We start from the raw sequence: 25,013 nt of genomic DNA on the forward strand, positions 1-25,013 counted from the left end.
CGTCACGACCCTACCCGCAGACGGCGCAAGGTGCCAGCCTTCAGCCGATGACATGGACCACGTCCACCATCACCGGCTCGAAACTGCGGCAAAGCGCGGTGAATTCCCGGTTGTAGGCCCGCATCCGCGATGAGCGGAGCATCGCCAGGAAGTCCTCCCGGCGGTTCCATTGTGAGTAGTTGACGATCCGTGTCTGCGCGTCGTTCGCATGCAGCGCCACGGAGATGAACCCCGGCTGGTGGCGGATGAAGGTATCGTACGCCTCCTTCAACCGGTCGAGCAGGTCCTCGCAGGTGCCTGGGCTGACCTCGAAGGTGGTGATGACCGTCTGCTGCCCGGGGCCCTCTTTGATGGTCGGCATGGCAAATCCCCCCTCGTGGCGCAGCGTAGCACGAAGCCCGGGCTGGCGGCGAGCGTGGCGCGCGCCTATCCTCTGGCCATGAGCGACCCGAGGGATCCGTTCCGCCCCGCCGATGACGAGGCCCGCGCGCTTGCCGCGCGGCTGCTGGCGGTGTGCGACCACGCGGCGCTGGGCGTGATCGACGCCGCGACAGGCGCCCCCTTCGTCACCCGCATCGCCTTCTGCCCGGCCGATGACGGCACGCCGATGACCCTTGTATCGGACCTCGCCCCGCATACGGCGGCGCTGCATGCCAACCCGGCCGCCTCCCTTCTGCTGGCCTCCGACCCCGGCAAGGGCGATCCGCTGACCCATCCCCGCCTGACGCTCCAGGTGCGCGCGCGTTTCGTCGGCAGGACCGAGCCCGGGCATCCCGCCCTGCGGGCGCAGTTCCTGGCAAGGCGACCCAAGGCGGGGCTCTACATCGATTTCGGGGATTTTCACCTGGTCCGCCTCGCCGTTCACGAGGCGCATCTCAATGGCGGTTTCGGCAAGGCCTACCGCCTGGCGCCGTCCGATCTGGGGCTCGCCGGGCCATGACCCTGCGGGTGCGCGCGGCACTGATCGCGATGCTGGCGCTTCCGGCCGCCGCCCATGCCCAGACCCCGGCGCAGATCGACTGGCATCCCGATGCCGCCCGTGTCTGCCTGCTCGACCCCGGCGATCCGCCCGAAACCGCGGCCCAGCGCACCGCGCGGGCGCTTCTTGACGCGCTGCCGCCCGATCTGCCGCTTCGCGACCTGCTGGCGGCCCCGGGCATCGCGCTCTGCATCGACGACCGCCCCAGCGAGGCGCGCGGCGCCTTTATCCCCGAGGCGGGGCTTGTCACGCTCTCGGCCGGGCTCTCCCGCCCCGCGATGCTGGCGATCCTGCTCCACGAGTTGCGCCACATCGACCAGATCGCGCGCGGCTTCTGCCCGGGCCTTGATCTCGCCATGCGGGATTACGCCCAGGCCACCATGGTGATGGAGGCCGACGCCCAGGCCATCGCCACGCTGCTGGCCTGGCGGCTGCGCGAGGGCGGTGCGCCCGACGCCTGGTCGGCGCTCGAGACCATGCCCGAGACCGCCGACATCGCCCGCGCCTTCGCGGCGGCGATCGGGGACGGCGCCGACATCGCCGGCGCGACCGCCGCGGCCTTCGACCAGTGGTTCGGCTCCGCGAACCGCATCGACGCCTACTACCTGTCCAGTTGCAGCGCCTATCTCGACGCGCTCGACGCCGGCCACCTGCTGCCGTCCTACGGCGCGCTGTCTGCGGACCGGCTGACGGGCCTCTGCGTTCTGCCCGACGGCCGCCCCTACCCCTGCACCGGGCCGCAGCCTGCCGTCACGACGGATGGTCCGCGCGCACCCTGACCTGCACCGTGCCGCGCACCGCCGTCGGGAACACCACCGTGACCGACTGGCCGCCAGCCCCGGTCGCGGGCAGCACATGGGGCATCGCCGCCTGCACCGCCCCGCCCGAACTCAGCAGCGGGCCATGCGCCGTGACGCCGTCCACCCCCAGCGCGCGACACCCGAAGGGCAGCTTCCCCGAGGCATCGACCGTCCAGCTGGTGGCCGCGCTGCCCCGGCTCGCCTCGATCAGCGCGGGCGACTGGCTGTGATGGGCCACCTCGCCATAGGTGTTGCCGCTGAACACGACCGCCTTCGTCTGGCTCATGTCGAAACCGCCAAGCGAGGTGTCCACCGCCTCCACCCGGTCGATCACCGACCCGCCGAACAGCTGGAAACTGTTGCCGATGACGGTGACCCCCTCCAGCCGGTGCGACCCGATCGGCGACCACACGAGAAAACGGAACCAGTCCGGCACCTGCGTCGCGGTGAAGATGTTGCCGATGATCGTCACCTGCCCGAAGGCGGAACTGTTGGCGCTGGCCGCGCCCGCCTGGTGCTCGTTGGTGAACTCGATGAACTGGGTGTCGATGTAGTTGCCGGTGATCGTGGTCTTGGACTTCTTGTCGGTCAGCACCAGCCCCGCCGTCCGCTCGCCCGGATCGGCCGGATCCAGCTGCCAGAAGTGGTTGCCCAGGATCAGGTTGCCATTGCCCGACAGCACCCCCCAGTGGCGGAAGTTGATGCCACGGTTGTTGCGGATCTTGGCGTCGTTCTTGTTGGTGTTGAAGCCCACGCTCCGCCGGTCCTGCACCAGCTCGTCCGCGTCCGAGGCGATCATCTCGCAGCTCTCGATGGTCAGCCCCTGGCAGGCCTCCCCGTGCGATGTGATGCCCCGCATGCCCGTCTGCATGAACCAGCAGTTGCGGAACGCCCACCAGGTGCCCAGGTCCGACATCAGGATCCCGCAGGCCTCCTTGGCGCCCTCGAACTGCACGCCCTCCAGCGTCAGGCGGTTGATCCGCTGGAACCCCGAGAAATCCAGCAGGTACTTGAACCGGGTGAAGGTATAGGCCTGCCGCCCGGCGGCCCGGCACAGCGGCTGGCTCAGCGTCAGCGTGCCCGCCGCCACGTCGCGCGAGCGGACATAGACCTCGCGCCCGACCCCGAACCCCTCGACCAGCGAGCCGACCGCGATGGCGCCCACATCGGTCACGTCGGTCAGCCGCAGCGGATCGGCGGCGGCATAGCTGGCCGTGGCGCCGACCACGTCCGGGGTCCAGGCCGGGCCCGGCTCTGCCAGGATATGCCCGTTGCGGATGACCCGCCGGACCGCACTGAAGGTGGAGTTGTTCACCGCCGCCGCCACGTCGATCGGCCCGGTCAGGTTGATCGTGCGCCCGCACAGGTCCAGCGTGTCGTGGTCGGTGAAGTTGAACAGCGCCTGAAGCGCCTTCTTCAGCGCCAGCGTCTCGTCGCCGAACGCGTCCAGATAGGCCGCGTAGTCGAAGTTCCCGCGCAACACCAGCCGGCGGTTCTCGGGCTGCACCACCGTCCCCTCGAAGCGCATGGGCGAGGTCATGGTAACGTTGCGGTCGATCAGGTAGCTGCCCTTCGGCACGATCACCACCCGCCCCGCGGCGGCCGCATCCGCGGTCTCGAAGGCGGTCGCGTCATTGGTGATGCCGTCGCCGCGCGCACCGTAATCCATCACGTCCACCGCATCGATCATCTTGCGGTGAAACACCGAGGTGACGTCCTCGACCCGGATCGACTCGATGCGCAGCACGCTGCCGCTGCCGCCCGAGATGTTCAGCCCGAAATGACCGAAGACGGGCGCCGTGCCCCAGACCATGTCCACGCCGGTCCGATGGCCCGAGCCGACGATCGCGCGCACCGTGACGACCCGGCCGTAATCCGATACCGCCTCCACCGGCCCCAGCAGCGGCACGGATGTCACCGCGACCCCGTTCGCGTCGCCTGCAAAGGCCGCGATCCGCACCTGCGGCGAGGGGCCTGCGATCAGCTTCACCCGGGCAGCGATCTCCAGATAGGTGCCGGGCAGGATCGGCGTCTCGCCCATGTGGCGCAGCCGCTGGGGATTGGCCGCCGTCACGATCTCCAGGCAATCGCCGAAATCGGGATCGCTCGCGACCAGGCTGCCCGACGGATCGGTCGCATAGGTCGGGCTGCCGGTGGTGCCGTCGCCGCTGGACCACAGATGCAGCCCCTCGACGAAATCCGGCGGCATCAGGTCAAGCCCGTCTGTGATGGCCATGTTCATGGAAGTGTCCTTTCGCTCACGCCGCGCATCGCTGCCCGCACCTTGGGAAAAAGGGGCGCGCCGGCGGGGAAACCTGTGTCTCGGGGGGGGGAAAGTGCGGTCCGGGCGGGAACCGCGACGGGGCCAAGTGTTAGCAGGATTTGGTCAATAAACGGTTAAGCACGGCCCGCAACTTGTGCCCGCCCCGCCCCGGCTGCTAGCGTCCGGCCAACTTCAGGGAACGGAGACGTCCATGCGCAGCGCACCCCTCGTCATGCTTCTGGCCAGCCTCGGCCTGCCGGCGCACGCCCAGTTCACGCCACCGCCCGATCCGTCGGCCCTGGCCGATGTGCTGACCGCGCTGACGGACGAGGATGCGGCCGCGGCCGAGATCGCCACCCGCCTGTCCGCCTGCCTGCGCCCGCTCACCGAAAGATCGCCGGACCATGCGCCGGTGGTCTTCGCGGTGGATTTCGGGCCCGACGGGGCCCCGGGCGCGGCCGAGCTTGTGGAACCTGCCGCGGCGCTGGCCTCGCGGCAGCATCTTCGCCAGCTGATCCGGGCCGAGGCCGCAATCCACGAATGCGCCCCGCTCGACCTTGCCGGCGATCCGGTGCGCGACGTGACGCTGGTGTTCCGCGCCGACGCCGACGGCATCGCGCTCGACGACGGCGACACGGCCCAGGCCGATGACGCCCCGATGACGCTCAGCCGCGAGGAACGCCGCCAGATCCAGATCCGCCTGCGGCTCGCGGGCCACGATGCGGGCAGCGCCGATGGCGTGTTCGGCCCGCGCACCCGCAGCGCCATCGCCGCCTGGCAGACCGAACAGGGGCTGCTCGCCACGGGCCAGCTGACCACCGCGCAGGTGGGCCAGCTTCTCAACCAGACCAGCGATGCCTATGCCGAATGGGAACGCGAGCAACCGGCGCGCTCGGCGCCGGCGGCCAGCACCGGCGGCCAGCGTTTCTACCGCGACGCCGATGGCTGCCTGCGCTACGCGAACGGCCAGATCGTGCCCAACCGCTCGCTCAAATGCGACGTGAAGGGGATGTTCCGCTTCTAGGGGTCAGGCGCCCAGCGCCCCCGGGCGCTGGAACTGCACACCGTTGATTTCCCAGCCTTCTTCGGTCCGGACCATCTCGTATTCCAGCAGGTGCAACTGCCCCGACTGGTCGGTCACCAGCACCGTCTGGTACAGCCGACCGGCGCGCTCGGACAATTGCGCGAAGCGCACATCGGCCGGGCGCCAGACCATCGGGTAGCCGTTCATCACCATGCGCCCGAAATTCTCGGGCGTGCCGAACAGGCCCTGGATCGACGGGCTCGCGAAATCGAAGGCGGTGACGAAATCATCCGCCTGGAACGCCTCGATCTGGCCAGAAATGACGCCCTGGATCTCCGTCTCGGCGCTCTGTGCGCCCGCCTGCGCGCCCAGCCCCAGGGCCAGCACCGCTCCGATCAACAGCTTCCGCATTTCAACCGCTCCCTGTCCACGTCCGTATCCGGATCCTCTCCGGTTATACGCCGCGGGCAAGGGATCGGTTCACGCCCCCCCGGCCAGCCGCCCCTCGAGCCCCGCCTCGATCAGCGCCACCGTCTCGGGAACCCCGTAAAGCGCGATGAACCCGCCGAAGCGCGGCCCCTGGCTCGCGCCGAGCAGCACCTCGTAGATCGCCGTGAACCAGTCGCGCAGCGGCTCGAAGCCATGCGCCTTGCCCACGGCAAAGACCACGCTCTGCAACTCCTCGGCATCGGTGCCGCCCTGCCACGCCGCCAGCCGGTCGCGCAGGTCCTGAAGCGCCGCGCGCTCCTTCTCGTCGGGCAGCCGGTAGACCTTCGCCGGCTTCACGAAATCATGGTAGTAGCGCACCGCGTATTCCGCCGCCCGGTCCAGACCCGGATGGGTTTCCGGCTCGGCCTGGGCATATTTGCGGATGAAGCCCCACAGCGTCTCCTTGTCCTCGGCCCCCGAGGCAGATGCCAGGTTCAGCAGCATCGCGAACGGCACCGCCATGTCGCTTTCCGGCGGATTGCCGCCATGGATGTGCCAGACCGGGTTCGCCATCTGCCCGGCCGCATCCTGGTCGGGATAGGCGCGCAGCTGCTGGTGGTACTCGTCCACCGCCTTGGGGATCACGTCGAAATACATCCGCTTCGCCGTGCGCGGCTTGAGGAACATGAAATAGCTCAGGCTTTCCGGCGAGGCATAGGTCAGCCACTCGTCGATCGACAGCCCGTTGCCCTTCGACTTCGAGATCTTCTCGCCCTTCTCGTCGAGAAACAGCTCATAGACGAAATGCTCCGGCGCCCGTCCGCCCAGGATCTCGCAGATCCGGTCATAGATCGCGGTATTGGTGGAATGATCCTTGCCATACATCTCGAAATCTACGTCCAGCGCCGCCCAGCGCGCGCCGAAATCGGGCTTCCACTGCAACTTCACGTTGCCGCCCGTCACCGGCAGCGTCAGTTCCTCGCCATCCTCGTCGTCGAAGGTGATCGTGCCCGCCTTCGCGTTCACCTCCTTCATGGGGACGTACAGCACCCGCCCCGACTTGGGCGAGATCGGCAGGAAACACGAATAGGTCTGCTGCCGCTCTTCCCGCAGGCTCGCCAGCATCACCTCCATGATGGCGTCATATCGCTCGGCCGCGCGCAGAAGGATGTCGTCGAACTTGCCCGAGCGGTAATACTCGGTCGCGCTGGCGAACTCGTACTCGAAGCCGAAACTGTCCAGGAACCGCCGCAGCATCGCGTTGTTGTGGTGGCCGAAGCTTTCGAACTTGCCGAACGGGTCGGGCACGTCGGTCAGCGGGCGCTGCAGATGCCCGCGCAGCATGTCCTGCTGCGGCACGTTCTCGGGCACCTTGCGCATCCCGTCCATGTCGTCGGAAAAGCAGATCAGCCGCGTGGGAATGTCCGACAGCGCCTGGAACGCGCGGCGCACCATCGTGGTGCGCGCCACCTCGCCAAAGGTGCCGATATGCGGCAGGCCAGAGGGGCCATAGCCCGTCTCGAACAGGACATAACCCTTCTCGGGCGGCGCCTTTTCATACCGTTTGACCAGCTTGCGCGCCTCCTCGAAAGGCCAGGCCTTCGACGTCATCGCCATCTCGCGCAGCTCGCTCGTGGTCATTGTCCGCATCCTTGAAAGGGGGTTTCGGGCCAGCACCTACTGCCGGGCGGAAGCAGGGTCAACAGGCCAGCCCCCGCACCCGCCCTTGCGGGGACGCCCCGGCAGGGGTCATATGGGCAAAAATCGCCCCATGGCATCAAGGGACAGACAGAATGACACCCGAACCGGCCCCGCCCCCTTCCTTCAGCGCCGAGGACGCGCTTGTCGCCGTGATGATCGCCGCCTCCGCCTCGGACGAGGCGCTCAGCGCGCCCGAGATGATCTGGATCCTGCGCATCGTCGAAAGCCTGCCCGTCTTCGAGAACTACGACCGCGAGCGCATCGCCCAGGTCTCGCGCGCCGTCTTCGACCTGTTCACCGAGGAAGAGGGCCTCGACGCGCTTTTCGGCCTGGTGCGCGACGCGCTGCCGGAATCGCTGTTCGAGACCGCCTACGCACTGGCCTGCGACGTGATCGCCGCCGACGGCAAGGCGCGCACCGTCGAATTGCGCCTGCTCGAAGAGATCCGCGAAGAACTGGCCATCGACCGCCTGGCGGCGGCGGCCATCGAACGCGGCGCCCGCGCCCGCTTTGCCCACCGCAAGGCGCACGGCCTCGCCTGAGGAAAGGAACGCCCGCCCGTGCCGGACGAGCCCAAGGACCAAGCCTCGCCCCCCTGCCTCGCGCATGAGATCGACCCGGCCTATTTCGACCCGCAGGCCACCGATCCGCGGCAGGCAAGCGACGTCGCCCGCTGGCGCAAGGCCGAGCGCGCGCGCCTGACCGACCTGCGGCGGATGCTCTCGCAGGCCGACCGGGCCGAGGCCGACCGCAAGATCGCCGCCAACCTGCGCGATTTCCTGCAATCCCGCCTCGGCGCCCTCTCCGGCCGCGTGCTGTCCGCCTACTGGCCGATCAAGGGCGAGCCGGACCTGCGCCCGCTCTTCGACGCGCTGCGCGACGAGGGCGTGACCATCGTCCTGCCAGTCGTCGTGCAATCGGCAGCCCCTCTGGAGTTCCGCCGCTGGGACAAGGGCGCGACGCTCATCCGCGGGACCTGGAACATCCCCGAACCGCCGCCCGAGGCCGAAGTGCTGACCCCGGACGTGGCGCTTGCGCCCGTGGTGGGCTGGGACCGCGCCTGTTTCCGGCTGGGCAATGGCGGGGGCTATTTCGACCGAACCCTCGCCGCGCTCGATCCGCGCCCGCTCGCCATCGGCATCGGGCTCGAGGCCGCGCGCCTGCCGACCATCTTTCCGCAGCCGCATGATCTGGCGATGGATGCGATCGTGACCGAGGCGGGCACACACCTGCCCGCCTGACGCCCGCCCTCAATGCGCGGGCGCGCCGCCGCCCGTCAGCCGCGCCCAGACGGGCGCAATCAGCTTCGTGCCCAGCGGGATCAGCACCAGCCCCAGCGCCAGGCCGAAGATCCCGTCCATCGCCGCCCTGGCGGCCCATTCCACCGCCGCCCCGGCCGCCGGCACCGCATGCGCGGCGGCAAGGGCCACGTCATGGATCAGGTGGCCGGGCCAGCCAAGGCCCAGCTCCTCCAGCCCGTGAATGATGATCGCGCCGCCCACCCACAGCATCGCCGCCGTGCCGATGACACTCAGCGCCGTCAGGAACCCCGGCATGCCCCTCACGATGCCGCGGCCCAGCGCCCGTGTCAGCCCCAGCTGGCCGCGGCTGGCCATGTGCAGGCCCACATCGTCGGCCTTCACGATCACCGCGACCCCGCCATAGACCAGCGCGGTGATGCCCACCGCCACCGCGGCCAGGGTCGCCGCCTCCATCGCGAAGCTGCTCTCGGGGATGTTGGCCAGCGCGATGGTCATGATCTCGGCCGACAGGATGAAATCGGTCTTGATCGCGCCCGCGACCTTTTCCTCCTCCAGGTGCAGCGGATCGTCCGGCACCGGCTCGGGCGCGACCTTTTCGTGGGCCGCCGGGAACAGCCGGTGCGCCACCTTCTCCGCCCCCTCGAAACACAGATAGCCGCCCCCCAGCATCAGAAGCGGCGTGATCGCCCAGGGCGCAAGGGCCGACAGGACCAGCGCCGCGGGCAACAGGAAGAACAGCTTGTTGCGCAGCGAGCCCCTGGCGATGCGCCACACGATGGGCAATTCGCGGGCCGCCTCGAAGCCGTGGACGTATTTCGGCGTGACGGCGGCATCGTCGATCACCGCCCCCGCCGCCTTGGCCCCGGCCTTCGCCGCCTGGCCCATCACGTCATCCACCGAGGCCGCCGCCACCTTGGCGATGGTGGCCACGTCATCCAGAAGACTCAGAAGTCCGCTCATGGTCCGCTTCCCCGGCAGGTCCCGTTCCCCGAATGGATACCGAAATCCCGACGGTTTCGATAGCCGGGCCATGTTTCCGGCCGGATCCGCCGACCGATCCCCTGCCGATGCGGCCAAAATCACGCACCGTCATCGCCAAGGCTTGCATTACGACCGCTGTCTGGCAGTCTCGAACCCGGCCCCGAGGGGCAGGACGGATTAGAATGACCAATGGACAAGAGGACAGGATGCGCATTGCCACCACCACGATCACCCTTGCCGCGCTGGCGCTTGCCGCCCCCGCGCAGGCCGACGAAGTGACCGATATCCTCGCCAGCGCGCTGGCCGCCTACGAGGAGGGCGACATCGCCTACGCGATCGAGGAACTGGATTACGCCAAGCAGCTGATGCAGGGCCTGCAGACCGGCGAGCTGGCGAAATTCCTGCCCGCGGCCCCCGAGGGCTGGACGATGGAGGTCAACTCCGATGCGAACATGGCGATGTCGATGTTCGGCGGCGGCGGCGCGACCACGCGGGGCGAGTACGAGAACGGCAGCGAGTCCTTCTCCATCACCATCATGGTGGACAATCCCATGGTCGTCAGCATGGGCGCCATGCTCAACAACACCGCGATGATGGGCCAGATGGGCAATGTCCGCCGCATGGGCCGCCAGCGCGTGCTGGAACAGAACGGCGAATTGTCGATGCTGGTCAACAACCGCGTGCTCGTGCAGGGCAGCGGCAGCGATCCCGACCTTATCATGAGCCTGTTCGAGACCATCGATCTGGACGCGCTTGGAAGCTTCGGCCAGTAACCTTTCCCGGATCTCGTCGCGCGTCCGCCCGGGTGGCAGGCCGGGCGCGCGCGGGCCGCACCCCCTGGCCCGCCTGCATTTCCTGACGCCCATCGGCGGTTTCCCCGGCCCGAACCGGTGCAAGACCGACCATCCGGCAGCCCCGGCCGACAGGGCCGCGCTTCGTGTCGCCGGCGCGCGGCGGGGCGGCATCGCCGCAGCGGACTTTACCCCGATGCGGCGCTCGACTACCAAGGGCTGCAACCGGCCGCACCAGAGCCGGGATCGCCCGAGGGACGCCCCCAATGCGCCTGTCCGACATCACCGGCCCGCGACTGCTGCACATCGCCCTGATCTATGCCGGCGCGCTGAGCCTGGGCGCCATCGCCGACAGCATCAACCTGCCGCTGCCGTGGATGATCGGCGCGATGGTGTTCTCGTCTGCCGTGCGGCTGGCCGACTACCCGGTGAACGTGCCCGGGGTGACGCGCCCGATGGGGCAGGTGATCGTGTCCTCGGCCGTGGGCATCACCTTTACCGCCGAAGCGCTGGCGACGATGGTGGACCTTGCCATCCCGATGGTGGCGGCGGCGCTTCTGACGGTGGTCGCGGGCTTCATCGTGGCGGCGGCGCTGATGCGCATGGCGCGGGTGGACGTGGTGACGGCCAGCCTTGCCTCGATCCCGATGGGGCCGGTGGAATCCGCCACGCTGGCCGAACGCCACGGCGTCGCGCCCGGCCCGGTGGTGCTGGCGCAGACCTTCCGCATCATGGTGCTGGTGCTGCTGATCCCGCCGATCCTGGTGGCGCTCGACGGCAACATATCGGACCCGACAGAGGCGCTGCGCAACACGCCCTGGACCCCGTCCGGCGCGGCGCTGATGCTGGTGCTTGCCGTCGTGGGCGCCTTCGCGGGGCGCAAGGTCGGCATCGCCAACCCGTTCTTCGTGGGCCCGCTGGGCGCGGCGGCCATCGGCACCGTCGCGGGGCTTCCCGTGACAGCCTATCCCTACCCGATGCTGGTGGGGGCGCAGGTGTTCCTGGGCGTCTGGCTGGGCGCCGTGCTGGACCGCGCGCTGATCCGGCGCGCGGGCAGCTTCGTGCCCGGCGCGGTGGTCGCGTCCTTCATGATCATGGTGCTCTGCGTGGCGCTGGGGCTGGGCCTGACGGCGGTGACGGGGCAGCCCTGGCAGGTGATGGTGCTGGCCACCGCCCCGGGCAGCGTCACGGAAATGGCGCTGACCGCCAAGGTGCTGCAGGAGGGGATCGCCGTGGTGACCGCCTTCCATCTGGTGCGCATCTTCATCATCCTGCCCTCGGCCCCGCTGATCATCGGGACCACGGCGAAACTCGCGGACCGCTTCGGCCTCAGACGCTGAGGGGCGCCGAAGCGCCCCCCCGTCAAGGCCCGATCAGGCGTTCCAGGCCCGGTCGCCGGCGGCATCCCGGATCCGGGTCGGCAGGCCGATCCGGTCGAGGATGGCCAGGAACGGCTTCGGGTCCAGTTCCTCGACATTGCGCATGGTCCCGGCATCCCAGTCGCCTTGCGCAATCAGCATCGCGGCCGCCACGGGGGGCACGCCCGCGGTATAGGAGATGCCCTGGCTGCCCACTTCCAGATACGCGTCCTTGTGGTCGGCCACGTTGTAGACGAAGACCTCGACCTCCTGCCCGTCCTTCACGCCCCTGACCAGGTCGCCGATGCAGGTCTTGCCGGTATAGTCCGGGGCAAGCGACGCGGGGTCGGGCAGCACCGCCTTGACGACCTTGAGCGGCACGACCTCCTGCCCCTCGGCGGTCACGACGGGCTTTTCGGACAGTAGCCCGAGGTTCTTCAGCACGGTGAACACGTTGATGTAATGCGCGCCGAAGCCCATCCAGAAGCGCACATCGGCCTGCGGGTAGTTCGCGGCCAGCGAATGCACCTCGTCATGGCCGCAGAGATAGGCGCGCTGCGTGCCCACCACCGGCAGGTCCCAGTCGCGCGGCACCTCGAACATCGCGTTCTCCTGCCAGGCGCCGTCCTGCCAGGAATAGACCGTGCCGGTGAATTCCCGGAAATTGATCTCGGGGTCGAAGTTCGTCGCGAAATAGCGCCCGTGGCTGCCGGCGTTGATGTCCACGATGTCGATGGAACGCACCTCGTCCATCCCGTCGATGGCCAGCCGCGCATAGGCGTTCACGACGCCCGGATCGAAGCCCGCGCCAAGAATGGCGGTCACGCCCTTCTCGGCGCACAGATCGCGCTTCTTCCATTCGTAGTTCGCGTACCAGGGCGGGGTTTCGCAGATCTTTTCCGGATCCTCGTGGATCGCGGTGTCGATATAGGCGGCGCCGGTCTCGATGCAGGCGTCGAGCACGGTCATGTTGACGAAGGCGGAGCCCACATTGATCACGATCTGCGCCCCCGTCTGCCCGATGAGCGCGGCCACCGCGGCGCTGTCCATCGCATCCACCTGGTGCGCCTCGAGCCGGCCCTCGACCTTCTGCGCGCCCTTTTCGCGCACGGAAGCCAGGATCGCCTCGCATTTCGAAAGTGTCCGGCTGGCGATGTGAATGTCGCCCAGCACGTCGTTGTTCTGCGCGCATTTGTGCGCCACGACCTGCGCGACGCCGCCGGCGCCAATGATGAGCACGTTCTTCTTCAACTCAAACGACCCCCTTTGTTCAGGTGATGTTGCGGAATGCGGCCCGCGTGGCCGCGGCTTCACGACAGGGCTGCCGCGAAATCGTGATAGGTGAAGTCGCGCACCAGCCGGACGCTTCCGTCCAGCTCGCGGATGGCGATGGCGGGCATCTTCACGCCGTTGAACCAGTTCTTCTTTACCATGGTGTAGCCGGCCGCGTCCTGGATGCTGAGCCGGTCGCCGGGCCTGAGCGCCTGCGGAAAGCGGAATTCGCCGAAGATGTCGCCGGCAAGGCAGGACTTGCCGCAGATCATCCATTCCTCGGGGCCCTCGTTCGGCAGCACCCTGGCGCTTTCGCGGTAGATCAGCAGGTCGAGCATGTGCGCCTCGATCGAGCTGTCCACGATGGCCAGGTTCTTGCCGTTGAAAAGCGTGTCGAGCACGGTGACTTCCAGCGTGGTCGAGTTGGTGATCGCGGCCTCGCCCGGCTCCAGGTAGACCTGCACCTCGTGTTCGCCCGCGAAACGCTTCAGCCGTTCGGCCAGCCGGTCCAGCGGATAGCCCGCGCCGGTGAAATGGATCCCGCCGCCCAGGCTGATCCAGCTCATGCGCTTGATGAGCGCGCCGAAACGCTGCTCGATATGGCCCAGCATCTGGTCGAAGCGGTCGAAATCCGCGTTCTCGCAGTTGTTGTGGAACATGAAGCCGGAAACCAGATCGGCCACCGGCTCGATATCGCGGGGGTCATGCTCTCCCAGCCGGCTGAAGGGCCGGGCCGGATCGGCCAGGTCGAAGCTGGAGGTGGACACGCCCGGATTGACGCGCAGCCCCCGCACATGCCCGCGCGAGACTTCCTCGAAGCGGGCAAGCTGGCCCGCGGTGTTGAAGATCACCTTGTCCGAGTTCGCCAGCACCTCGGCGATCTCGTGATCGGCCCAGGCCACCGAATAGGCATGCGTCTCGCCGGGGAACTTCTCGCGCCCGAGCTTCACCTCGAACAGCGAACTGGAGGTGGTGCCATCCATGTAGTCGCTCATCATGTCGAACACCGACCATGTGGCGAAGCACTTGAGCGCCAGCAGCGCCCTGGCCCCGGAAACCTCGCGCAGATGGGCGATCTTTTCCATGTTGGGCAGCAGGCGGGACTTGTCGATCAGGTAATAGGGGGTCTGCATGGCGGGCGGCTCCGATCCTCTCCGGGGGCGGCCCGCTTATTCAAGCCTGGCCGCGCGCGCAAGTCCTTCGGCCCGCCGCGGCAGGGCCGAAAACGAAAAACCGCCCGAGGGCGGTTTCGTCAGCACCGGAACCAGGGTTCCGGTCTATGGTGCGGTCGAGAAGACTCGAACTTCCACGGGAGTTACCCCACAGCGACCTCAACGCTGCGCGTCTACCAATTCCGCCACGACCGCAAGGATTGGTGCGGCTGCACATAACAAGTCCGTTTGGGGTTGTGAAGCGCCGATCGACTTCATAGGACGAAAAAAAATCGACCCCCCGCCCATCCCGAGGAACGCGATGCCCGAATGGAAGATCAGCCCAGGCCTGACGCCCTATCCGGCGGCCCTGGAAGAGATGGAAACCCGGGTCGCGGGCATCCTCGAGGGCCGCGCCGACGAGCTTGTCTGGCTGCTCGAGCACCCGCCGCTCTACACCGCCGGGACCAGCGCGCGCGCCGGGGATCTGCTGACCCCGGACCGCTTTCCGGTGTTCCAGTCGCGGCGCGGGGGCGAATACACCTATCACGGGCCGGGCCAGCGCATCGCCTATGCCATGCTGGACCTGAACCGGCGCGGCCGCGACGTGCGCCGCTATGTCTGGCACCTGGAGGAATGGGTGATCCGCACGCTGGCCGAGTTCAACGTCCGCGGCGAGCGGCGCGAGGGACGCGTCGGGGTCTGGGTGGTGCGCCCCGACCGCCCGCCCCTGCCCGATGGCAGCCCCGCCGAGGACAAGATCGCCGCGATCGGCGTGCGGATCCGGCGCTGGGTGACGTTCCACGGCATTTCGCTGAATGTCGAGCCGGACCTGTCGCATTACGCGGGGATCGTGCCCTGCGGGATTTCCGAACATGGCGTGACCAGCCTTGTCGACCTGGGCCTGCCGGTCAGCATGCAGGATGTCGATCTTGCACTCATGAGGTCATTCGCATCCGTATTCGAAGACAATAAATAAGTCGTTGTCACAACTATACTCTTGCGCTTAGCCTTTCAGGCCTGCGCTGTCCTGTCTGATCGGCGCGGATTTGTCTGCGGACGGACCCGGCGCCATGCGGCTCCTCCGCCACAACAGGAAGAGGTGCGCGCGCACCCAGGAGGACCCATGTCAATGACGATACTGGTCGGCCTCGACGGCTCGGACGCAGGTCAGAAGGCGTTGGCCCACGCCAAGGCCCAGGCCGGGCGCATGGAGGGCAGCAGGATCATCCTGTGCTATGTGATCGAATGGTCGCCCTTCAGTTTCCAGACCCCCGAGGAAAACGAGCAGCGCCACCGCCGCCGCGAAGAGGAGATATCCATCGCCCGCGCCCGCGTGATCGAGCCCGCGCTCGCCGCGCTCGCGTCCGATGGCTTCGACGCCGAGGGCGTGGTGCGGCACGGCCATGCGGCCGACATCCTGGAAAAGGTCGCCCGCGAGAAGGGCGCGGCCCAGATCGTCGTCGCCCGCGAAAGCGGCGGCAGCGGCCTGCGCAACCGCATCTTCGGCAGCGTCACCGGCAATCTCGTCGCCTCGGCCAGCGTGCCCGTCACCGTCGTTCCCACATGATCCCGGAGCATTCGCAGATGAAGCAGTTCATTCCGTCGCGGCGCCTTGGCGCCGCCACCGCCGCCCTGAGCCTCGGCCCGGCCGGCGCCTTCGCCCAGACCGTCGACGAGCGCGTGAACGAGATTTTCGCCTCGTCCACCGGATGGTTCGTCAACCTGATCTTCGCCCCCCTGCCCGGCACCAGCTTTCCCTGGATCGTGCTGTGGCTGGTGGTCGCGGCGGTCGTCTTCACGGTCTATCTGGGCTTCATCCAGCTGCGCGCCTTCGGGCATGCGATCTCGCTGGTGAAGGGCGACTACTCGAACCCCGAAGACGCCGGCGAGGTCAGCCACTTCCAGGCGCTCGCCACGGCGCTGTCGGGCACCGTGGGGCTTGGCAACATCGCGGGCGTCGCGGTCGCGGTCGGCATCGGCGGGCCCGGCGCCACATTCTGGATGATCCTTGCGGGTCTTCTGGGCATGGCCACGAAATTCACCGAATGCACGCTGGGCGTGAAATACCGCAACGAATATCCCGACGGCACCGTCTCGGGCGGGCCGATGTACTACATCACCAAGGGCTTCAAGGAGCGGGGCGTGGGCGGCGGCAAGCTGCTCGCGATCCTGTTCTCGATCTTCTGCCTGGGCGGTGCGGTCGGCGGGGGCAACATGTTCCAGGCCAACCAGGCCCATGCGCAGCTGGTCAACATCACCGGCGGCGAGGCAAGCTTCCTGAACGGCAACGGCTGGATCACCGGGCTTGTCATGGCCGCCATCGTCTTTGCCGTGATCGTGGGCGGCATCAAGTCGATCGCGCGCGTCACCGAAAAGGTGGTCCCCTTCATGGCGCTGATGTATGTCGCGGCCTCGCTCGTGATCATCATCGCCAACATCGAACTGGTGGGCTGGGCCTTCGGCCAGATCTTCGCCGGTGCCTTCACCGGGCTGGGGGTCGCGGGCGGCATGGTCGGCGCGCTGATCCAGGGCTTCCGCCGCGCGGCGTTCTCCAACGAGGCGGGCGTGGGGTCGGCCGCCATCGCGCATTCCGCGGTGCGCACCAAGGAGCCGGTGACAGAGGGCGTGGTGTCCGTGCTCGAGCCCTTCATCGACACGGTGGTGATCTGTACCATGACCGCGCTCGTCATCACCATCTCGGGCGTGCTGACGATCAACCCCGAGACCGGGCTCTATGTGGTCGAGAACGGCGCCATCGTGACCGTGGGCGGCGCCAGCGGGGTTGAACTGACCTCGGCCGCCTATGCCACGGTGTTCAGCTGGTTCCCCTATGTGCTGGCGCTGGCGGTGGTGCTGTTCGCCTTCTCGACGATGATCTCGTGGTCCTATTACGGGCTGAAGGCGTGGACCTACCTGTTCGGCGAGGGCAAGACGACCGAGCTGATCTTCAAGCTGATCTTCTGCGCCTTCGTGGTGATCGGCGCGGCGGCGCAGCTGGGCGCCGTGATCGACTTCTCGGACGCGATGATCTTCGCCATGGCGGTCGCCAACATCATCGGCCTCTATGTCCTGATGCCGATCGTCAAGCGCGAGACGCAGTCGTATTTCGCGCGCCTGCGCTCGGGCGAGATTCGCAAGTTCGCCTGACCCGCACACGCACCGGAAGGGGCCGCCCCCGCGGCCCCTTCGCCCCTGCCAGCCGCGCCTGACGTAAGCCAAGCGCGACAATTAGGCATCGACCCTTGACCATGTTGATGTTGAGCCCTCCCGAGCCGCTGGGCTATACACGGGGACGGACGGGGCGCGCGCGGATGACGGCGTGCGCGTGAAAGAAAAGACGTCTCAGGAGAGAACACCAATGGCAGATGCAACGGCACACGCCCATGCCGAGCATGACACGCGGGGCTTTTTCACCCGCTGGTTCATGTCCACCAACCACAAGGACATCGGGATCCTCTACATTATCGTTTCGGCGGTTCTGGGGCTGATCTCGGTTGCCTTCACCATGTACATGCGCCTCGAGCTGATGGAGCCGGGCGTCCAGTACATGCTCATCGACGGCGAACCCAACGGGCATCTGTGGAACGTGATGATCACGGGCCACGGGATCCTGATGATGTTCTTCGTCGTGATTCCCGCGCTGTTCGGCGGCTTCGGCAACTACTTCATGCCGCTGATGATCGGCGCGCCGGACATGGCCTTCCCGCGGATGAACAACCTCAGCTTCTGGCTGTTCGTCGCCGGCTCGTCGCTGGCGGTGCTGTCGGTGGTCTCGCCGGGCGGCAACGGGCAGCTCGGCTCGGGCATCGGCTGGGTGCTCTACGCGCCGCTGTCGACCACCGAGGCGGGGTATTCGACCGATCTTGCCATCTTCGCCGTGCACCTGTCGGGTGCCTCGTCGATCCTGGGCGCGATCAACATCATCACCACCTTCCTGAACATGCGCGCCCCCGGCATGACGCTGTTCAAGGTGCCGCTGTTCGCCTGGTCGATCCTGGTCACCGCCTTCCTGATCCTGCTGGCGCTGCCGGTGCTCGCGGGCGCGATCACCATGCTGCTGACCGACCGGAACTTCGGCACCGCCTTCTTCGACGCGGCCGGCGGCGGCGACCCGGTGCTCTACCAGCACCTGCTGTGGTTCTTCGGCCACCCCGAGGTGTACATCGTGATCGTGCCGGGCTTCGGCATCATCAGCCATGTCGTGTCGACCTTCTCGCGCAAGCCCATCTTCGGCTACCTGCCGATGGTCTTCGCGATGATCGCCATCGGCGCGCTGGGCTTCGTGGTCTGGGCGCACCACATGTACACGGTCGGCATGTCCACCACCCAGCAGGCCTATTTCATGCTGGCGACAATGGTCATCGCGGTTCCCACCGGCATCAAGATCTTCTCTTGGATCGCGACGATGTGGGGCGGCTCGATCGACTTCAAGACGCCGATGCTGTTCGCCATCGGCTTCATCTTCCTGTTCACCGTGGGTGGCGTGACCGGCGTCGTGCTGTCCCAGGCCGCCGTGGACCGGGCCTATCACGACACCTATTACGTCGTGGCCCACTTCCACTACGTCATGAGCCTGGGCGCGGTCTTCGCGATCTTCGCCGGCGTCTACTACTGGCTGGGCAAGATGTCCGGCCGCCAGTACCCGGAATTCTGGGGCAAGGTGCACTTCTGGACCTTCTTCATCGGGGCCAACGTCACCTTCTTCCCGCAGCACTTCCTGGGCCGTCAGGGCATGCCGCGCCGCTACATCGACTACCCCGAGCAGTTCGCGTACTGGAACGAGATCAGCTCCTACGGGGCCTTCCTGTCGGGCGCGTCCTTCCTGCTGTTCTTCGGCATCGTGTTCTACACCATCTTCCGTGGCGAGCGCGTGACCGAGCCGGCCTACTGGGGCGAGCATGCCGACACGCTGGAGTGGACCCTGCCGAACCCGCCGCCGGAGCACACCTTCGAGACGCTGCCGACGCGCGACATGTGGGACAAAGCGCATCACTGATGCCCGACCCCGACACGACGACAACGCCGGAGGCCGGGGGATCCCCCCCGGCCTCTGCCGTTCAGGACCCCTATGACCGCGACGATCCCCCGGCCTTCCAGCTGACGCTCTGGCCGCATCGCTCGCTCAGCATCGACGGTTTCCGCCAGGTGCTGATCTTCGTCGCCGCCGCCCTGGCGATCCCGCTGATCCCGTTCCTCGGCACGCCCGTGGCCTGGGGTCTGCTGCCCTTCCTGGTGGGGGCGCTGATCGCGCTTTACGCAGCGATCCGCCGCAGCTACCGCGACGGCGAACTGCGCGAGGAGCTGCGCATCTGGCCCGACCTGATCACGGTCGTCCGCACCGAGCCGAAGGGCGGCGTGCACCGCTGGCACGCCAACCCCTACTGGGTGACGGTCAGGATCCACGACCGCGCGCGGATCGAGAACTACCTGACCCTGAAGGGCAACGGCCGCGAGATCGAACTGGGCGCCTTCCTCAGCCCCGAGGAACGGCTCACGCTGCGCGACGACCTGGACCGCGCGCTGCACGCCCTGCCCCGCCCCTGAGCGGGGCGGGCACCCCCGCCGGGTCCGCATTTCCCGCGAAATCCGACGCGATACCTTGATCCCGGCCCTGAACGGGTGTTCATGGTCGGCAGGAACACCAGACTGACCCGACGGCCCCGATGCCCAGCCCCCTTGACCACCCATGACCGCACAGGTCGCCCCCCAGGTGCCCGGCCTTCTGGACCGGATCGCCGGCTGGCTGCTGCTCGCCATCACCGTTCTGGTCGTGATGGGCGAATGGGAAGGGGGCCGCTGGGAGGGGCCGCTCTCAGCGATCCTTGCGGCCCTGCTGATCCTCGCGCTGATCCCGCGCGTGAAACGGGGGCGCCTGATCTTCGTCGCCGTCGGCGTGACCCTCGGGGCGGTGACGCTCGGCTTGCGCGCCGACGGCCCCGCGCAGGTCATGGCCGCGCTGGAGCGGGCGGCCTTCATCGGCGCCTTCTTCGCGGCGCTGACCACCCTGCGCCATGTCGCCGAGACATCGCCCGCGATCCGGGATTGCGGCCGCTTCCTTGCCGCCCAGCCGCCCGGCAAGCGCTACCTTGCGCTGACGCTGGGGGGCCAGCTGTTCGGCCTGCTGCTGAACTATGGCGCCATCGCGCTTCTGGGCAGCCTCGCCACCGCCTCGGCCCGCGACGAGCCCAATGCCGAGATCCGCGGCCACCGCATCCGGCGGATGCTGCTGGCGGTGCAGCGCGGGCTGGTGTCCACCTTTGCCTGGTCGCCGCTGGGCTTTTCCATCGCGATCAGCACCTCGCTCATCCCCGGGGCCAGCTGGGCCGGGGCAGCCCTGCCCGCGCTCGGCACCGCCTTCATCCTGGCAGCCCTCGGCTGGGCGCTCGACACCGCCTTCAAGCCCCGCCTCAGCGCGCCCGCGCCCGCGCGCACCCGGCCCCAGGGCACATGGGGCCGCAGCCTTGCGCCGCTTCTCTTCCTGCTCGCGCTGCTGATGGGCAGCGTGGCGCTCCTGCACATCGTGATCGGCGTGCCGGCGGTGGGGGTCGTCATGCTGGTCGTCCCGGTGATCTCTGCGGTCTGGCTCGGCCTTCAGCACCGCGGACCGGGGGGCGCCGCGCAGGCGCTCGCCCGCGCCCGGGACTACGTCATCCGCGACCTGCCCGCCTATCGCGGCGAGGTGGTGCTGCTGATGATGGCGGGCATCATCGGCACGCTGGGCGCGCTTCTGCTGCTGCCGCTCGCGGACCGCGCCGGGATCGACCTGTCGGTGCTGCCGGGCTGGGTGATCCTGGTGGCGATCGTGTGGTATATCCCGCTGGTGGGCCAGATCGGGATGAACCCGATCCTGTCCGTCTCGCTGATGGCGCCGCTTCTGCCCACAGCAGGCGCGCTGGGCCTTGCGCCCGACGACCTGGTGGTGGCGATCACCGCCGGCTGGGCGCTGGGCGGCGCAAGCTCTCCCTTCACGGCGACCACGCTGATGGTCGGCGCGCTCGGCGGGGTCAGCGCGGCCCATGTCGGCTTCCGCTGGAACGGCGTCTACACGCTCTCGGGCGCCGTGATCCTGTCGGGCTGGGTGGTGCTGGTGGCGGCGCTCTGAACTCTGGCCCGCCCGCAGGGCGGCCGGATCAGCCCAGCGCCGCCTTCACCTGGGCGCCGGCCTTGCCGAAATCCATCTGGCCCGCATATTTCGCCTTCAGCACGCCCATGATCTTGCCCATGTCGCGGATCGAACTGGCGCCCGTCTCGGCGATGGCGGCCTCGATCGCCTTCTGAACATCCGCCTCGGACAGGGGCTTGGGCAGGAAGGACTGGATCACCTCGATCTCGGCGCGCTCGGCCTCGGCCAGCTCGATCCGGCCGGCCTCGTCATAGGCCTGCGCGCTGTCGCGGCGCTGCTTGATCATCTTGGCCATGATGGCGCGGATTTCCTCGTCCGACACGCCCTCGATATTGTCCTCCGAGCGGGCGGCGATGTCGCGGTCCTTTATGGCCGCGTTGATCAGGCGCAGCGTGGACAGCCGCGCCTGGTCCTTGGCCTTCATCGCGTCCTTCAGCTCCTGCGACAGCCTTGCACGGATCATGTCGGTTCCTGTTGTTGAGGGGCCTCGATGTCAGGCGCCCAGCTATACAGCCAACGGCCCGCGCTTACAATTCCTTTACCCATCCCGCAACATGCTGATTTCGCTTGGTTATTTATTAATCACCCAAGCTTGACCGTGCCCCCCGGCAGGCGTAGGTTCCGGCGAGTTTGCGCGGCGGAACGGGGGATGCGACCATGACCGAAGACACTTCCCAGGGCTCTGACGGCGGGAATTTCACTGAAAAGCCAACCGCTTGCCTGATGCTGGCAGATGGGCAGTTCTTCTTCGGGCACGGATTCGGCGCCGAAGGCCTGGCCGTGGCCGAGCTGTGCTTCAACACCGCCATGTCCGGCTACCAGGAAATCATGACCGATCCGTCCTATGCCGGGCAGATCGTCACCTTCACCTTCCCCCATATCGGCAATGTCGGCGTCAACCCCGAGGATGACGAGACCGCCGACCCGGTCGCCGCGGGCATGGTCGTGCGCTGGAACCCGACCGAGCCGTCGAACTGGCGCTCGACCGAGCGGCTGGACGCCTGGCTGTCGCGGCGCGGGCGCATCGGGATCGGCGGCGTCGACACCCGCCGCCTGACCCGCGCCATCCGCCACCAGGGCGCGCCGCATGTGGCGCTTCAGCATTCCCGCGACGGGGTCTTCGACCTCGAGGCGCTGCACAAGGCGGCAAAGGCGTTTCCGGGCCTCGAGGGGGCGGACCTGGCCAAGGACGTGACCTGCGCCCAGTCCTACCGCTGGGACGAGATGCGCTGGGCCTGGCCCGAGGGCTACAGCCGCCGCGAGGGGCCGGGCCACAAGGTCGTGGCGATCGACTATGGCGCGAAACGCAACATCCTGCGCTGCCTGGCCTCTGCCGGCTGCGAGGTGACGGTCATGCCCGCCACCACCACCGCCGACGAGATCCTGGCGCTGAACCCCGAGGGGCTGTTCCTGTCGAACGGTCCGGGCGATCCGGCCGCGACCGGCGAATACGCCGTGCCGATGATCCGCGAGATCCTCGACAGGACGGACATCCCCGTCTTCGGCATCTGCCTCGGCCACCAGATGCTGGCGCTGGCGCTGGGCGCGCGCACGCTCAAGATGAACCACGGCCATCACGGGGCGAACCACCCGGTCAAGGACCACACCACCGGCAAGGTCGAGATCACCTCGATGAACCACGGCTTCGCGGTGGACAGCCAGACCCTGCCCGAGGGCGTGGTCGAGACCCATGTCTCGCTGTTCGATGGTTCGAACTGCGGCATCGCCATGCGCGACCGCCCGGTCTTTTCCGTCCAGCACCACCCCGAGGCCAGCCCCGGACCGCAGGACAGCTTCTACCTGTTCGAGCGTTTCGTGGATGCGATGCGGGCCCGCGCGGACAGCGTTCCGGCCTGAAGCCTTCGCGCTTAACCGCGCCTTAACCGCAAGCGCGGACCCTGCCGGCCACGTTTCCACGCGGCCAGCAGCGAGTATGCGCGATGCGTCACCAGTCCCAGAGTATCGCCGCAAGCCCGCCGCCCGTGCTGGCCGCCGGTTCCGATCCGGTTCAGCTTGGCACGATCCTGCGCCGCGACGCGGGGATCGCCCGGGCCCAGATCGACAGCGCGCTCGGGGCGCAGGGCGCGTTGCGCCGACCCTTGGGCGAGATCCTGCACCGCCGCGGACAGATTTCGGGCGGCGGGCTGGCGGCGGCGCTGGGGGTGCAATGGGGCCACATGACGGTGGACCTGGCGCACTATCCGGCCGACCCGCTGCTGGTGGACGGGATGGACCCGCGCGGGCTGTTGCGGCTGGGCTTCCTGCCCTGGCGGCGGCTGGGGCGGCGGCTGATCTGCGCCGTGGCCGACCCGCAGGACATCGCCCGCATCCGCGACCGTCTGCCCGCCCTGTCGGACCGGCTGAGCTTCGTGCTGGCCGATCGCCGGCAGATCGAGGCCGAGATCGTGCGCCTGCGCGGCGCCGTGCTCTCCGGCCTTACCCGCGACCGCTGCCCCGCGCCGCTGTCCTGCCGCAGCTGGGCCGGTGGCGGCGGCCCCGCCCTGCCCGCCGCGCTGCTGGCGCTTCTCGCGCTGACGGCGGCCGCGCCGATGGCGATGCTGCTTCTGCTGCTTGCATGGGTCACGTTGATGAACCTCTGCACCACCGCGCTCCGGGCCTTTGCGCTGGCGACCAGCCTGCGGCCCCAGCCCGTCACCCCGGCCCCCGCGCCGGGGCTGGTGCCGCTGCCGCCGCCCGGCGGCTGGCCGGTGGTGTCGATCCTGGTGCCGCTCTACCGCGAAGAGGTGACGATCCGCCAGCTGATCACCGCGCTGGAACGCAGCACCTACCCGAAAGAGCTGCTCGACGTGCTGCTCATCACCGAGTGCGACGACCTGGCGACGCCGCTGGCGCTGGCGCAGCTCGACCTGCCGCCCTGGATGCGGGTGCTGCGGGTGCCGGATGACGCGCTGAAGACCAAGCCGCGGGCGATGAACTACGCGCTGGAATTCTGCCGCGGCAGCGTCGTCGGCATCTACGACGCCGAGGATCGGCCAGAGCCCGACCAGCTGCACCTTGTCGTGGGCCATCTGGGCCGCGCCGCGCCGGATGTCGCCTGCGTGCAGGGCTATCTGGATTTCTACAACGCGCGCCAGAACTTCCTGTCGCGCTGCTTCGCGATCGAATACGCGATCTGGTTCCGGGTGCTGCTGGGCGGCGTGCAGCGCCTTGGCATGCCGATCCCGCTGGGCGGCACCACCGTCTTCTTCCGCCGCCGCGCGCTGGAGGATGTGGGCGCCTGGGACGCCCACAACGTGACCGAGGACGCGGACCTGGGCTTTCGTCTGGCGCGTTTCGGCTACCGCACCGAGATGGTCGCGACCACGACGCATGAAGAAGCGAACTGCCGCCCGCTGCCCTGGATCCGCCAGCGGTCGCGCTGGCTGAAGGGCTACGCGATGACCTGGGCCACCCACATGCGCGCGCCGCGCGCGCTGTGGCGCGATCTTGGCCCGCGGGGCTTCGCAGGCTTCCAGCTGCTGCTGCTGGGCGGGCTGACCGCCTATCTCGCGACGCCGCTGTTCTGGGTGCTCTGGCTGGGCTGGTGGGGTGTCGGCCTGCCGCTGTTCGATGCGGCGCCGCCCGCGGCCTGGCACGGCTTCTTCGCGGCGATGTTCGCCGGACAGGCGGTGATGCTGGCGGTGGCCGCCCGCGCCGTCTGGGCCCAGCCGCGCCGGCATCTGCTGGCCACCGTGCCGCTTCTGGCCGCCTACTGGCCGCTTGGCGCGCTGGCCGCCTGGCGCGCGGTGTTCGAGATATTCACCCGCCCCTTCTTCTGGGCCAAGACGGAACACGGGCTCTAGGGCGGTTCACGCAGGCGTGAGCGTGGTGGAAACGCTGGGGTTGCGGGCCATACTCCGGTCCACGCAAACCAAC

The 25,013-nt window shown here is 68.3% G+C and carries 23 protein-coding genes and 1 tRNA gene; 15 read left to right on the forward strand and 9 right to left on the reverse strand.

Annotated elements, in window-relative coordinates; translation table 11 throughout:
- Positions 1–40: 40 nt before the first annotated feature.
- Positions 41–361, reverse strand: coding sequence for an antibiotic biosynthesis monooxygenase family protein (locus HMH01_RS10725; protein WP_171325394.1), 321 nt, complete (start codon positions 359–361; stop codon positions 41–43).
- Between the two features lie 78 nt (positions 362–439).
- On the opposite strand from HMH01_RS10725, the gene HMH01_RS10730 reads away from it, so the two are divergent.
- Together HMH01_RS10730 and HMH01_RS10735 are read left to right on the forward strand one after the other, a co-directional pair.
- Positions 440–940 carry a HugZ family pyridoxamine 5'-phosphate oxidase gene (locus tag HMH01_RS10730; RefSeq protein ID WP_171325396.1) on the forward strand — a complete coding sequence of 167 codons (501 nt, stop codon included), beginning with the start codon at positions 440–442 and terminating at the stop codon, positions 938–940.
- Entirely contained in the window at positions 937–1,758 is an 822-nt protein-coding gene (locus HMH01_RS10735) for a DUF6782 family putative metallopeptidase (protein WP_171325398.1), read from the forward strand. Before HMH01_RS10730 ends, HMH01_RS10735 begins: the two co-directional genes overlap by 4 nt.
- Here the strand turns inward: HMH01_RS10735 and HMH01_RS10740 are convergent.
- The gene (locus HMH01_RS10740; RefSeq protein ID WP_171325400.1) at positions 1,730–4,021 is read right to left on the reverse strand and encodes a glycosyl hydrolase family 28-related protein; all 2,292 of its coding nucleotides are present in this window, start codon (positions 4,019–4,021) and stop codon (positions 1,730–1,732) included. The two genes, HMH01_RS10735 and HMH01_RS10740, sit on opposite strands and share 29 nt — an antisense overlap.
- 232 nt (positions 4,022–4,253) lie before the next feature.
- Here HMH01_RS10740 and HMH01_RS10745 point away from each other — a divergent pair, with 232 nt between their 5' ends.
- Positions 4,254–5,066, forward strand: coding sequence for a peptidoglycan-binding domain-containing protein (locus tag HMH01_RS10745; protein ID WP_171325402.1), 813 nt, complete (start codon positions 4,254–4,256; stop codon positions 5,064–5,066).
- A 3-nt stretch (positions 5,067–5,069) separates the two neighbouring features.
- Here HMH01_RS10745 and HMH01_RS10750 read toward each other — a convergent pair whose 3' ends face one another.
- Complete coding sequence (locus HMH01_RS10750; protein WP_171325404.1) at positions 5,070–5,477, reverse strand: DUF4864 domain-containing protein; 408 nt, start codon at positions 5,475–5,477, stop codon at positions 5,070–5,072.
- Between the two features lie 69 nt (positions 5,478–5,546).
- Positions 5,547–7,136: a lysine--tRNA ligase gene (locus tag HMH01_RS10755; protein ID WP_171325406.1), complete on the reverse strand. Its 1,590-nt coding sequence runs from the start codon at positions 7,134–7,136 to the stop codon at positions 5,547–5,549.
- 152 nt (positions 7,137–7,288) lie between these two features.
- Here HMH01_RS10755 and HMH01_RS10760 point away from each other — a divergent pair, with 152 nt between their 5' ends.
- Both HMH01_RS10760 and HMH01_RS10765 read left to right on the forward strand, forming a co-directional pair.
- The gene (locus HMH01_RS10760; RefSeq protein ID WP_171325408.1) at positions 7,289–7,738 is read left to right on the forward strand and encodes a tellurite resistance TerB family protein; all 450 of its coding nucleotides are present in this window, start codon (positions 7,289–7,291) and stop codon (positions 7,736–7,738) included.
- A gap of 18 nt (positions 7,739–7,756) precedes the next feature.
- Positions 7,757–8,437 (forward strand): 5-formyltetrahydrofolate cyclo-ligase, encoded by a 681-nt coding sequence (locus HMH01_RS10765; protein ID WP_171325410.1) that lies wholly within the window; start codon positions 7,757–7,759, stop codon positions 8,435–8,437.
- 9 nt (positions 8,438–8,446) lie between these two features.
- Here HMH01_RS10765 and HMH01_RS10770 read toward each other — a convergent pair whose 3' ends face one another.
- Positions 8,447–9,418, reverse strand: coding sequence for a DUF808 domain-containing protein (locus HMH01_RS10770; protein WP_171325412.1), 972 nt, complete (start codon positions 9,416–9,418; stop codon positions 8,447–8,449).
- A 203-nt stretch (positions 9,419–9,621) separates the two neighbouring features.
- On the opposite strand from HMH01_RS10770, the gene HMH01_RS10775 reads away from it, so the two are divergent.
- Positions 9,622–10,212 (forward strand): hypothetical protein, encoded by a 591-nt coding sequence (locus HMH01_RS10775; RefSeq protein ID WP_246237390.1) that lies wholly within the window; start codon positions 9,622–9,624, stop codon positions 10,210–10,212.
- Positions 10,213–10,496: 284 nt separating this feature from the next.
- Entirely contained in the window at positions 10,497–11,570 is a 1,074-nt protein-coding gene (locus tag HMH01_RS10780; RefSeq protein WP_171325414.1) for an AbrB family transcriptional regulator, read from the forward strand.
- Between the two features lie 33 nt (positions 11,571–11,603).
- On the opposite strand, the gene HMH01_RS10785 is transcribed toward HMH01_RS10780, so the two are convergent.
- The 3 genes from HMH01_RS10785 to HMH01_RS10795 form a co-directional block, all read right to left on the reverse strand.
- The gene (locus HMH01_RS10785; protein ID WP_171325416.1) at positions 11,604–12,839 is read right to left on the reverse strand and encodes a saccharopine dehydrogenase family protein; all 1,236 of its coding nucleotides are present in this window, start codon (positions 12,837–12,839) and stop codon (positions 11,604–11,606) included.
- Positions 12,840–12,898: 59 nt separating this feature from the next.
- Positions 12,899–13,993 carry a carboxynorspermidine decarboxylase gene (locus HMH01_RS10790; protein ID WP_171325418.1) on the reverse strand — a complete coding sequence of 365 codons (1,095 nt, stop codon included), beginning with the start codon at positions 13,991–13,993 and terminating at the stop codon, positions 12,899–12,901.
- Positions 13,994–14,140: 147 nt separating this feature from the next.
- Positions 14,141–14,227: transfer RNA gene (locus HMH01_RS10795), tRNA-Leu, on the reverse strand.
- A gap of 106 nt (positions 14,228–14,333) precedes the next feature.
- Between HMH01_RS10795 and lipB the strand changes: the two genes are divergently transcribed.
- From lipB to HMH01_RS10825, 6 genes are all read left to right on the forward strand, one after another.
- Positions 14,334–14,990: a lipoyl(octanoyl) transferase LipB gene (lipB, locus tag HMH01_RS10800; RefSeq protein ID WP_171325420.1), complete on the forward strand. Its 657-nt coding sequence runs from the start codon at positions 14,334–14,336 to the stop codon at positions 14,988–14,990.
- Between the two features lie 147 nt (positions 14,991–15,137).
- Entirely contained in the window at positions 15,138–15,581 is a 444-nt protein-coding gene (locus tag HMH01_RS10805; RefSeq protein WP_171325422.1) for a universal stress protein, read from the forward strand.
- A 17-nt stretch (positions 15,582–15,598) separates the two neighbouring features.
- Positions 15,599–17,161, forward strand: a complete 1,563-nt coding sequence (locus HMH01_RS10810) for an alanine/glycine:cation symporter family protein (RefSeq protein ID WP_171325424.1) — start codon at positions 15,599–15,601, stop codon at positions 17,159–17,161.
- A gap of 211 nt (positions 17,162–17,372) precedes the next feature.
- Positions 17,373–19,010 carry a cytochrome c oxidase subunit I gene (gene ctaD, locus HMH01_RS10815; protein WP_171325426.1) on the forward strand — a complete coding sequence of 546 codons (1,638 nt, stop codon included), beginning with the start codon at positions 17,373–17,375 and terminating at the stop codon, positions 19,008–19,010.
- The gene (locus HMH01_RS10820) at positions 19,010–19,558 is read left to right on the forward strand and encodes a DUF2244 domain-containing protein (RefSeq protein ID WP_171325428.1); all 549 of its coding nucleotides are present in this window, start codon (positions 19,010–19,012) and stop codon (positions 19,556–19,558) included. The genes ctaD and HMH01_RS10820 overlap by 1 nt, the downstream gene beginning before the upstream one ends.
- Before the next feature lie 142 nt (positions 19,559–19,700).
- Positions 19,701–21,116, forward strand: a complete 1,416-nt coding sequence (locus tag HMH01_RS10825; RefSeq protein WP_171325430.1) for a hypothetical protein — start codon at positions 19,701–19,703, stop codon at positions 21,114–21,116.
- Positions 21,117–21,144: 28 nt separating this feature from the next.
- Here the strand turns inward: HMH01_RS10825 and HMH01_RS10830 are convergent, their stop codons facing one another.
- Positions 21,145–21,600 (reverse strand): GatB/YqeY domain-containing protein, encoded by a 456-nt coding sequence (locus tag HMH01_RS10830; protein WP_171325432.1) that lies wholly within the window; start codon positions 21,598–21,600, stop codon positions 21,145–21,147.
- Positions 21,601–21,860: 260 nt separating this feature from the next.
- Between HMH01_RS10830 and carA the strand changes: the two genes are divergently transcribed.
- Positions 21,861–22,994 (forward strand): glutamine-hydrolyzing carbamoyl-phosphate synthase small subunit, encoded by a 1,134-nt coding sequence (carA, locus tag HMH01_RS10835; protein ID WP_246237391.1) that lies wholly within the window; start codon positions 21,861–21,863, stop codon positions 22,992–22,994.
- An 83-nt stretch (positions 22,995–23,077) separates the two neighbouring features.
- Positions 23,078–24,940 (forward strand): glycosyltransferase family 2 protein, encoded by a 1,863-nt coding sequence (locus HMH01_RS10840; RefSeq protein ID WP_171325436.1) that lies wholly within the window; start codon positions 23,078–23,080, stop codon positions 24,938–24,940.
- Positions 24,941–25,013: the final 73 nt, after the last annotated feature.

It is taken from the genome of Halovulum dunhuangense (assembly GCF_013093415.1).
Classification (GTDB): domain Bacteria; phylum Pseudomonadota; class Alphaproteobacteria; order Rhodobacterales; family Rhodobacteraceae; genus Halovulum; species Halovulum dunhuangense.

Bases quoted from the DNA above. Each gene is read 5' to 3' on its own strand.
- ctaD (WP_171325426.1), top strand. From the start codon at position 17,373: ATGGCAGATGCAACGGCACACGCCCATGCCGAGCATGACACGCGGGGC.
- HMH01_RS10725 (WP_171325394.1), bottom strand. From the start codon at position 361: ATGCCGACCATCAAAGAGGGCCCCGGGCAGCAGACGGTCATCACCACC.
- HMH01_RS10760 (WP_171325408.1), top strand. From the start codon at position 7,289: ATGACACCCGAACCGGCCCCGCCCCCTTCCTTCAGCGCCGAGGACGCG.
- HMH01_RS10830 (WP_171325432.1), bottom strand. From the start codon at position 21,600: ATGATCCGTGCAAGGCTGTCGCAGGAGCTGAAGGACGCGATGAAGGCC.
- HMH01_RS10780 (WP_171325414.1), top strand. From the start codon at position 10,497: ATGCGCCTGTCCGACATCACCGGCCCGCGACTGCTGCACATCGCCCTG.
- HMH01_RS10820 (WP_171325428.1), top strand. From the start codon at position 19,010: ATGCCCGACCCCGACACGACGACAACGCCGGAGGCCGGGGGATCCCCC.
- HMH01_RS10825 (WP_171325430.1), top strand. From the start codon at position 19,701: ATGACCGCACAGGTCGCCCCCCAGGTGCCCGGCCTTCTGGACCGGATC.
- HMH01_RS10735 (WP_171325398.1), top strand. From the start codon at position 937: ATGACCCTGCGGGTGCGCGCGGCACTGATCGCGATGCTGGCGCTTCCG.
- HMH01_RS10810 (WP_171325424.1), top strand. From the start codon at position 15,599: ATGAAGCAGTTCATTCCGTCGCGGCGCCTTGGCGCCGCCACCGCCGCC.
- HMH01_RS10840 (WP_171325436.1), top strand. From the start codon at position 23,078: ATGCGTCACCAGTCCCAGAGTATCGCCGCAAGCCCGCCGCCCGTGCTG.
- HMH01_RS10740 (WP_171325400.1), bottom strand. From the start codon at position 4,021: ATGAACATGGCCATCACAGACGGGCTTGACCTGATGCCGCCGGATTTC.
- HMH01_RS10805 (WP_171325422.1), top strand. From the start codon at position 15,138: ATGTCAATGACGATACTGGTCGGCCTCGACGGCTCGGACGCAGGTCAG.
- lipB (WP_171325420.1), top strand. From the start codon at position 14,334: ATGCCCGAATGGAAGATCAGCCCAGGCCTGACGCCCTATCCGGCGGCC.
- HMH01_RS10730 (WP_171325396.1), top strand. From the start codon at position 440: ATGAGCGACCCGAGGGATCCGTTCCGCCCCGCCGATGACGAGGCCCGC.
- HMH01_RS10775 (WP_246237390.1), top strand. From the start codon at position 9,622: ATGACCAATGGACAAGAGGACAGGATGCGCATTGCCACCACCACGATC.
- carA (WP_246237391.1), top strand. From the start codon at position 21,861: ATGCTGGCAGATGGGCAGTTCTTCTTCGGGCACGGATTCGGCGCCGAA.
- HMH01_RS10790 (WP_171325418.1), bottom strand. From the start codon at position 13,993: ATGCAGACCCCCTATTACCTGATCGACAAGTCCCGCCTGCTGCCCAAC.
- HMH01_RS10770 (WP_171325412.1), bottom strand. From the start codon at position 9,418: ATGAGCGGACTTCTGAGTCTTCTGGATGACGTGGCCACCATCGCCAAG.
- HMH01_RS10755 (WP_171325406.1), bottom strand. From the start codon at position 7,136: ATGACCACGAGCGAGCTGCGCGAGATGGCGATGACGTCGAAGGCCTGG.
- HMH01_RS10745 (WP_171325402.1), top strand. From the start codon at position 4,254: ATGCGCAGCGCACCCCTCGTCATGCTTCTGGCCAGCCTCGGCCTGCCG.
- HMH01_RS10750 (WP_171325404.1), bottom strand. From the start codon at position 5,477: ATGCGGAAGCTGTTGATCGGAGCGGTGCTGGCCCTGGGGCTGGGCGCG.